The organism is Pseudomonas sp. P5_A12, assembly GCF_056400685.1.
In genome coordinates this window covers 22,923-30,606 of record NZ_JBFUKU010000036.1, presented here as the reverse complement: position 1 = coordinate 30,606, position 7,684 = coordinate 22,923, and the positions used below count along the sequence as shown (strand labels likewise).

General features: G+C 58.1%; 10 protein-coding genes. 4 read left to right on the top strand and 6 right to left on the bottom strand.

The window, feature by feature from the left end:
• The 3 genes from AC1DSG_RS07970 to AC1DSG_RS07960 all read left to right on the top strand — a co-directional run.
• Nucleotides 1-1,367 (top strand): bifunctional aconitate hydratase 2/2-methylisocitrate dehydratase (locus tag AC1DSG_RS07970; RefSeq protein ID WP_477790389.1); only part of this gene is annotated, 1,367 nt, incomplete at its 5' end.
• 192 nt (nt 1,368-1,559) lie between these two features.
• Nucleotides 1,560-1,817 carry a hypothetical protein gene (locus tag AC1DSG_RS07965; RefSeq protein WP_477790388.1) on the top strand — a complete coding sequence of 86 codons (258 nt, stop codon included), beginning with the start codon at nt 1,560-1,562 and terminating at the stop codon, nt 1,815-1,817.
• Between the two features lie 24 nt (nt 1,818-1,841).
• On the top strand, nt 1,842-2,018 hold the full coding sequence (locus AC1DSG_RS07960; protein WP_477790387.1) for a hypothetical protein: 177 nt from the start codon (nt 1,842-1,844) through the stop codon (nt 2,016-2,018).
• Between the two features lie 19 nt (nt 2,019-2,037).
• On the opposite strand, the gene AC1DSG_RS07955 is transcribed toward AC1DSG_RS07960, so the two are convergent.
• Both AC1DSG_RS07955 and AC1DSG_RS07950 read right to left on the bottom strand, forming a co-directional pair.
• The gene (locus AC1DSG_RS07955; RefSeq protein WP_477790386.1) at nt 2,038-2,196 is read right to left on the bottom strand and encodes a hypothetical protein; all 159 of its coding nucleotides are present in this window, start codon (nt 2,194-2,196) and stop codon (nt 2,038-2,040) included.
• Nucleotides 2,197-2,364: 168 nt separating this feature from the next.
• Nucleotides 2,365-3,147, bottom strand: coding sequence for a DUF72 domain-containing protein (locus AC1DSG_RS07950; RefSeq protein WP_477790385.1), 783 nt, complete (start codon nt 3,145-3,147; stop codon nt 2,365-2,367).
• 192 nt (nt 3,148-3,339) lie between these two features.
• Between AC1DSG_RS07950 and AC1DSG_RS07945 the strand changes: the two genes are divergently transcribed.
• Nucleotides 3,340-3,807, top strand: a complete 468-nt coding sequence (locus tag AC1DSG_RS07945; protein WP_477790393.1) for a short chain dehydrogenase — start codon at nt 3,340-3,342, stop codon at nt 3,805-3,807.
• 46 nt (nt 3,808-3,853) lie between these two features.
• Here AC1DSG_RS07945 and AC1DSG_RS07940 read toward each other — a convergent pair whose 3' ends face one another.
• The 4 genes from AC1DSG_RS07940 to AC1DSG_RS07925 form a co-directional block, all read right to left on the bottom strand.
• Nucleotides 3,854-5,200: a glutamine synthetase family protein gene (locus tag AC1DSG_RS07940; protein ID WP_477790392.1), complete on the bottom strand. Its 1,347-nt coding sequence runs from the start codon at nt 5,198-5,200 to the stop codon at nt 3,854-3,856.
• A gap of 23 nt (nt 5,201-5,223) precedes the next feature.
• The gene (locus AC1DSG_RS07935) at nt 5,224-5,781 is read right to left on the bottom strand and encodes a helix-turn-helix domain-containing protein (RefSeq protein WP_477790384.1); all 558 of its coding nucleotides are present in this window, start codon (nt 5,779-5,781) and stop codon (nt 5,224-5,226) included.
• 294 nt (nt 5,782-6,075) lie between these two features.
• A complete protein-coding gene (locus tag AC1DSG_RS07930; protein ID WP_477790391.1) occupies nt 6,076-7,218 on the bottom strand; it encodes a patatin-like phospholipase family protein in 1,143 nt (380 codons plus the stop codon).
• 128 nt (nt 7,219-7,346) lie between these two features.
• Nucleotides 7,347-7,673 (bottom strand): hypothetical protein, encoded by a 327-nt coding sequence (locus tag AC1DSG_RS07925; protein WP_477790383.1) that lies wholly within the window; start codon nt 7,671-7,673, stop codon nt 7,347-7,349.
• Nucleotides 7,674-7,684: the final 11 nt, after the last annotated feature.

The following is a 7,684-nucleotide window of genomic DNA, read 5'->3' as shown; positions in this document are numbered from 1 at the left end:
GTTCCCAGGACACCACCGGTCCAATGACCCGTGACGAACTGAAAGACCTGGCGTGCCTGGGTTTCTCGACCGATCTGGTGATGCAGTCCTTCTGCCACACCGCGGCTTACCCCAAGCCAGTGGACGTGACGACTCACCACACCCTGCCGGATTTCATGCGCAACCGTGGCGGCGTTTCGCTCAAGCCGGGTGACGGCATCATCCACAGCTGGCTGAACCGCATGCTGCTGCCGGACACCGTCGGCACCGGTGGTGACTCGCACACCCGTTTCCCGATGGGTATTTCGTTCCCGGCCGGTTCCGGATTGATCGCCTTCGCGGCTGCCACCGGCGTCATGCCGCTGGACATGCCCGAGTCCGTTCTGGTGCGCTTCAAAGGCAAAATGCAACCTGGCATCACCCTGCGTGACCTGGTCCATTCGATTCCTTACTACGCCATCAAGGCCGGTCTGCTGACGGTAGAAAAGAAAGGCAAGATCAACGCCTTCTCCGGCCGCATCCTGGAAATCGAAGGCCTGGACAACCTCACCGTCGAGCAAGCGTTTGAACTGTCTGACGCCTCGGCCGAACGTTCGGCGGCCGGTTGCACCATCAAACTCCCGGAAAAGGCCATTGCCGAGTACCTGACTTCCAACATCACCCTGTTGCGCTGGATGATCGGTGAAGGCTACGGCGATGCGCGTACCCTGGAACGTCGTGCTCAAGCGATGGAAGCCTGGCTGGCYAACCCTGAGTTGCTGGTTGCCGATGCTGACGCCGAATACGCCGAAATCATCGAGATTGACCTGGCCGAAATCACCCAGCCGATTCTCTGTGCACCGAACGACCCGGACGACGCCCGTCTGCTGTCGACCGCTGAAGGTCAGAAAATCGACGAAGTGTTCATCGGTTCGTGCATGACCAACATCGGTCACTTCCGCGCTGCCGGCAAGTTGCTGGAACAGGTCGACGGTCAGCTGCCAACTCGTCTGTGGCTGTCGCCGCCGACCAAGATGGACGCTCACCAGCTGACCGAGGAAGGCTACTACGGCATCTACAACAAGGCCGGCGCACGCATGGAAATGCCGGGCTGCTCGCTGTGCATGGGTAACCAGGCACGTGTAGAGCCGAACGCCACTGTRGTGTCGACTTCGACCCGTAACTTCCCGAACCGTCTGGGTGACGGCGCTAACGTCTACCTGGCCTCGGCCGAGCTGGCGTCYGTGGCTTCCATCCTGGGTCGCCTGCCGACCGTCGAGGAGTACATGGAATACGCGGGCAAGATCGACAGCATGGCGGCCGATGTCTACCGCTACCTGTCCTTCGACCAGATCGCCGAGTTCCGTGAAGCTGCTGCGAACGCCAACATTCCGGTCGTTCAAGCCTAACGTTACAACGCCATAGAAAACGCCGCCCATCGTGAGATGGAGCGGCGTTTTTTTATGCCTGCGACATGGCTATGCACAACGCTCCCACAGGTAATGCACTGAGAGACCGTGCTGCCGCTCGTCAGCGAGTCAGCACCTTTGCCTCGTCCTGATTTTCCAACGTTTTATACCCCTCGCAGGAAGACCAGGATCATGAACCAAACAATTACTTCCCTTGCCATCGCGAGCCTGCTGGCAATGGGTTCGTTTTTCGCATTGGCAGCTGAAACGACGTCCCCATCTACCGCTATCCCCGGCGTTAACCAGGCCCAGGCCGCCGAATCCAACGATGAGAAGGCCAACAAAAAGGGTGAGGAAGCGGCGGGTTCAAACTCCGGCGCCGATGAGCAAGCCATAGAAAAAGACGCAGCCACTTCGAGCGACTCCAAAGACCCGGAAAAAACCAAGTGAATGCACGCAACAGAGGTAAACGACATGTACAACGATGACGATGTCAAAGACACCCAAACGAAACCAGACGCCCCACCCACTGATGCAGAGGACATGGAGGAAACCCTCACGCCCTCTTCCACCCGCACCAAGGAACAGGCTTTAGAGAAGCTCAACGAGAAAATAGCGGAGATAGAACGCCACGTAGCGGATGGCAACTAGATGCCTTGTTCTGCCGTGTTTAACCTTCGGCACCGGTGGCCGGACCCACAGATTCCTTGGCGTTGCAGCACAGCAAGATGTCAGACACGCGCATCATTGGCAGCGGGTCGGTTGGTTTGCGTTCTTCAAGCCATTTTCGGCTTCGTCTGACATCAAGCTGCAAATTCAACAACATCATCAGGCTCAGAAGCTCTTGGGAAACGCGCCCATTGCCGCATTCCGGACAATGAAATTCCTGCCACACGCCTGCGCAGACTGTTCGTGCAAAAGGGTTTTCACAGATCACACACGACATGGCCAGACTCCATTCAATGAAAAATTGAGAGCCAATAGCGCTGACCGGTGTTCAGCGCCGCCGACAAACGGTCATGCCCGCAGGATCGCCACGTTCATCCAGCAATTTCGTGAGCGTCAAGGCATTGCCCAACGCCGCACCACTGGCGGTGTTGTCAAACATGCACCACGTCGATTCGCCAGCGTCGTTGGCTGTCTGTAGCTGGATCGCCTGGGCTTGCAGTGCAGGCTCTTCATAGTCGCTGAAGTAGATTCGGGGCGCTCCATGCAATCGCCAGTACCTGAGCCCCGGCCAGCCTCCCGGCAAATTGTCATGATTGATGCGCGGCGGATCGACCGCTGCCCGGGCAATTCGGTGATGCATCAATAACGGTTCGGCATCAAGCCAGGACGCATGCCGGGGCTCCAGCGCCACAGGCCCGTCATAGAGAAATCTGAGTGAAATGAAAAAGGCTTCGGCGACCAAATGATCAAATGCCAATGAAGGTGGAAGCTGCACCAACAAACAGCCCAATCGATCGTTCAAGCCTGAACACTGCCCGACAAATTCACCTAGTGCACGTTCACAGTCCTGCAAGCGCCGTTCGTGGGTGATGTGCTTGGGCACTTTTACACAGAAGCGAAAGCCGTCCGGCACCGAGTCCGCCCAACGCGCGTAGGTTTGCCGGCGATGCGGGCGATAAAACGAGCTATTGATCTCGACGGCGTTCAGGCGCGAGGCATAGCGATGCAGGTGGGTGCCTTCAACTGGAAACGTCGATAACAAATCACGCCCCAGACTCCAGCCTGCACAGCCGATGAAAATCGGCTGGCTGTTCAATACGCACTGACTCATTCAATCGATCCCCACGCCAAGAAAAATCGCCCAAGGGCTGTCTCGTCTAGAGTTGAAATGTTCGCGTCCGCAGAGTTCGAATTCTTTTGCGCCTGGCGGATGAACATCGCAGCCTGCCTTTCGATCAATCCGATGGAACCTAAGGATTACGACTGTTCTCTATCGCAGAATCAGCACAAGGAGAACTTCACCATGATTGACCCAGCAACCGGTATGAGGCCGGGCGAGCGCTACCACGTCGAAAGCCTCGAACGCACGCCGCATTTCCCCGGCTTCTTTCTTGATGGAAAGTATTACCTGGGGCCTGAGTTGCAAACGGCAGTCGGCTGGCTCGAGGGGCGACAGTTTCTGTACGACCAACTCGATCCGACCGGTGAGCCGGTGTACCCCGGCCGGGTCGTCGGCACCATTGAAAACCTGACGTTGACCCTGAGCGATGGTGCGCGCCTGGCACTGAACAACGTGCCCTATGACGCGCAGCAATATCTGCCCACCCAAATGACGGATGACATTCTTGGTAATGCCGGGAGCCCTTCGTACTTCTCGGCAAGTGGCAAGCCGATTCGCCCTTCGGCGCTGCTGGTGGTCGGTGTTGCGTTGTTGGTTAGCGGTTCGCTGCTCGCGCTCAATCGTCTTGTACACCGTCGATCTTCTCGCTAGTGCCGCGGGCAATCACTCGGACTGAACGATTGCCCGTCTCCACCGACTACAGATACCAGCGGTATTCCCGTGCGCTGATTTCCTGCATGAACGCCAGATGATCCTGACGTTTGTTCTCGCAATAGACATCCACGAACTCCGCCCCCAAACCTTCACGCAGTTGCGGCTGATGCTGCATCGAGCGCACGGCTTCGAGCATTTCCAGTGGAAAGTCGACGCCACTGTTGCGGTCTTCGTTCAGCGGCAGGATGGGTTCTTTGCCGGCGTTCAACCCATGTTCCAGTCCCACCAAAATCGCTGCCAACACCAGATAGGGATTGGCATCGGCGCCCGCCAGACGATGTTCGATGCGCAAATTTTTGGAATCCGACTCCGGAATGCGCAGGCACGCATCGCGATCTTCAAACCCCCAGCTCGCTCGCGTGGCGATGTTTGTCGTGCCGCCCAGGCGGCGGTAGGCGTTCTGGTTCGGTGCGAAAACCGGCATGCAATGCGGCAGTAATTCCAGGCAACCGGCCACGGCGTGACGCAATGCCTGCTGTTGGTTCGCCGCCAGGATGTTGTTGCCGTCTGCGTCGTAGAGACTGACATGCACGTGCATCCCGCTGCCCGGGTGYTGCAGGTAAGGTTTGGCCATGAAGCTCGCACGATAACCATGCTTGAGCGCTACGCCACGGCTGCTGCGACAGAACAGCGCCGCCCAGTCTGCCGCTCGCAAGCCATCGTCAAGGTGCCCGAAATTGATTTCGAACTGACCCGGCCCGAGTTCAGCGGTAATCACCGTGCTGTCGATACCCTGAGCCCGCGAGGTCTCGACCATGTCGTCGAGTACCGGAGCGAAGCGTGACAGGCGCTCGATGTGCATGTTGGGTTGGTCATCGGCATCGTCCGTCAGCCCGTCGCGGGGAAACTGCGGCAGCCCGTCGCGCAGCTTTTTATCGAACAGGTAGAACTCCAGTTCGAACGCCACCACCGGATGAATGCCTTTGCCGGCAAGCCTGTCCAGGACCTGCGCAAGTACCTGGCGCGGTTCGAATACGATGGGGTTTTCAGTGCCGTCCGAGGTGATCAGCATTTGCCACAGCGGTTGCCCTTCCCAGCTCACCGGTTTGAGTGTTCCCGGCACCAKACGACGCAATGCATCCGGGTCGCCATCGTTAAAGCAGTAATCACCAATCTTGAACAACCCGCCCTGTACGCCCAGCAGCACACAGTTCTGCGGCAGTTTCAGCGCACTGCCGGCCGCGACCTTTTCCAGCATGTCCACCGGGTAGCGCTTGCCATAAAAATGCCCCGGGATATCGAGGGAAATCAGGTCGACATAGCGCACCTCGGGATAGCGTTGGCGAAAGGCCCGCACCTCAGCCAGCAGATCAGAGCAGGTAGCATCCATCATTGTTGGTCCTTTTCTTTTCATCAGGTGTAAACCCAAAGCACTCGCGTGAGGTGCCCGGTGAGGTTGCCGTAGCGGCAACGGGTATGGCTGTCGAACTGAAAACTGTCGCCAGCCACCAATGTAACGGGGTCTTCGTCGTCGCCCAGCCACAGCGTCAGCTCGCCCTCGAGCACATAACCACCCTGCTCCGAGCTGTCACTCATGTGCCGGTCGCCGCTGCTGGCGCCGGCTTCGAGATGACTTTCGAGCATGGAAAATGAGGCGCGTATTTTTGGCGAAACCAGAATGTCGGTAATACCGTTGGCGAAGTACAACGTGCGGCGTTCGTCCGGCCGCGTGACCCAAGGCAACTCCTTGGGTTTTGGCAGGCTGTAGAAATACGTCGTCGGTACGTCCAGGGTTTCACTGATCGCCGTCAGGTCCGCCACGGTAGGCCGAGACAGACCGCGTTCGACCTGCGAGAGAAAGCCGACGGAACGGCCGATTTTGTCCGCCAGTTCCTTCAAGGTGTATTTCTTGTGCTTGCGCAAATCGTGAATCAGGATCGCCAGCGCGGCGATTTCTTCTTGCTTGTTCATAGGTACAAGTCCGGAAGACCTCATGAAATTATGCTTTTATAATTTCATGAAAAACTACACGATTAATTTCACAAGAGCAACTGCGCCAGTCATTCCCGCCGCCGGATGAGCGCAAGTACAACCAACAGTAGTTGGGGTGTCCTGACTGGCCCCATCGCGAGCAGGCTCGCTCCCACAGTTGATTTTTGTCATACACAATATCTGTGTCTGTTGGAGATCCCATGTGGGAGCGAGCCTGCTCGCGATGGCGTCGGCCCAGTCCAACAAACATCCCGTCACAGACACATGAAAAATTCAGGTATCGGGGGATTTATGCCACGGGTAACCTTTCGCGCTGAGCTCAAACGCGTACTCGAACAAACGCTTCATGTACTCGCCATCGAACTGATGATTGCGAAGGTGATGAAAATCGGAGCCGATGTACGCAAGGTTAAAGTCGGCCCCGTCCTGCTGGGCGATTCGGTAAATCCGGTCGAGGTCGCTGATTCCCTGCGTCTGGATCAACGCGCTGATGGCGCGTCCACCGATGTTCAGCGTGCGGCGCTTGGTTCCGGACCACTGCGGCTCCATTTTCCCGTTGCGGATCACATAGAAATGCCGATCACGGCGTAAACGCGCGCCCGTGACGTTGTTCAGCGCCATGACGGTGCCTGGAGGGTAAAGAAATACCTGCGTGATGACGCCGCCGTCCACGTGCATTTCCTGGAACTGGTGGCCGTTGACCTCCACGTCGATCATGACGGGTGAGACAGCGCCGGGAATACTCATCGACGCGATCAGGATCTGACGAAACAGGTCGAGCGCTCCCGGCGCACGGCTTGCGGCAATGGCGCCCATGTTCCAGGTGACTGGCCGCCCTGCATCGAGGTCGGTGGTGCCGATCATCAGGAGTCGTCCATTGGCGTACTGCGCCGCAATCGCCGCCAGAATGTCAGCGGTGATGTATTGCGCGACGAGCCGCGACAGCGGCTTGCTATCCGCAATGCCGTCGCTGGCAAGCCGGGTCAGCACATTGCGCGAATGGAAAATGTCTTTGGGTCCGACGGCGCTGCAGATGCGCACAATGATGTCGTCGTACTGAGGCCCCAGGTAGGCGAACGGGGCGACCAGGGCGCCAGCGCTGATGCCCGTGACAATTTTGAAAAGTGGCCGCGTCCCGTGCAACGTCCATCCGGCGATGATGCCCGCCGCGAAGGTGCCGGCATCACTACCACCGGAGACCGCCAGCATGTTGGCCAGCGGCAGCATGTCATTCGGCTCCCCGGCTCTGGCAAGCGCATGGGCCTCTCGAAGGTTGGCCTGATGCACGTCCCGAATCAGCGGGGCGATTTCCCGGTCCAGCCAGTAACGCGCCTCTGGAATGCCGGGGACGACCGCCAGTTCCGTCAGGGTTGGCGGCACGGCATCCCGGCGTTGCAGGCACGCCTGGCGCAACATGTTCCACGTTGATGTACCCGGTCCGGGCATAAATGGTTTCAAAACGCCTCCTCCGGCCCCTGCCATTGACCGAGCCCGCGGGCATTGCAACGTGCATTACGAGTAGCGAATGTCGCTGAGGTCGATGGCTACCAGTAATGCCTTCGTGTCTGGTTGACCTGATGCCGAGCGATCTTGCGTAACGACAGCCGGCGGCTGAACTGGAAGGGCATGGTCAGGTAGGACCACAACGCATAACTGTTGAAGTATGCGCGGTGCAGTGGGTCCCAAAGAGTGGTTTTTTCGTGACCTTGAAATGCAGTCGGGGGTGCACTGTCCTGCGTCAGCCCTTTCATCACCCACAAAGCGCCACCCGTCACGAGGGTAGTGTCTACTTTGCTGAAGCTGTTCCAGCGTTCGACACCACCATGGGCAGCCAACACCCGGTCCAGCAACTCGTGACTTGGCGCGTTCATGGTTGAGGATT

Coding starts and splice junctions, on each gene's coding strand:
- AC1DSG_RS07960 (WP_477790387.1), top strand. CDS start 1,842: ATGTACAACGATGACGATGTCAAAGACACCCAAACGAAACCAGACGCC.
- AC1DSG_RS07965 (WP_477790388.1), top strand. CDS start 1,560: ATGAACCAAACAATTACTTCCCTTGCCATCGCGAGCCTGCTGGCAATG.
- AC1DSG_RS07930 (WP_477790391.1), bottom strand. CDS start 7,218: ATGTTGCGCCAGGCGTGCCTGCAACGCCGGGATGCCGTGCCGCCAACC.
- AC1DSG_RS07945 (WP_477790393.1), top strand. CDS start 3,340: ATGATTGACCCAGCAACCGGTATGAGGCCGGGCGAGCGCTACCACGTC.
- AC1DSG_RS07935 (WP_477790384.1), bottom strand. CDS start 5,781: ATGAACAAGCAAGAAGAAATCGCCGCGCTGGCGATCCTGATTCACGAT.
- AC1DSG_RS07925 (WP_477790383.1), bottom strand. CDS start 7,673: ATGAACGCGCCAAGTCACGAGTTGCTGGACCGGGTGTTGGCTGCCCAT.
- AC1DSG_RS07950 (WP_477790385.1), bottom strand. CDS start 3,147: ATGAGTCAGTGCGTATTGAACAGCCAGCCGATTTTCATCGGCTGTGCA.
- AC1DSG_RS07955 (WP_477790386.1), bottom strand. CDS start 2,196: ATGATGTTGTTGAATTTGCAGCTTGATGTCAGACGAAGCCGAAAATGG.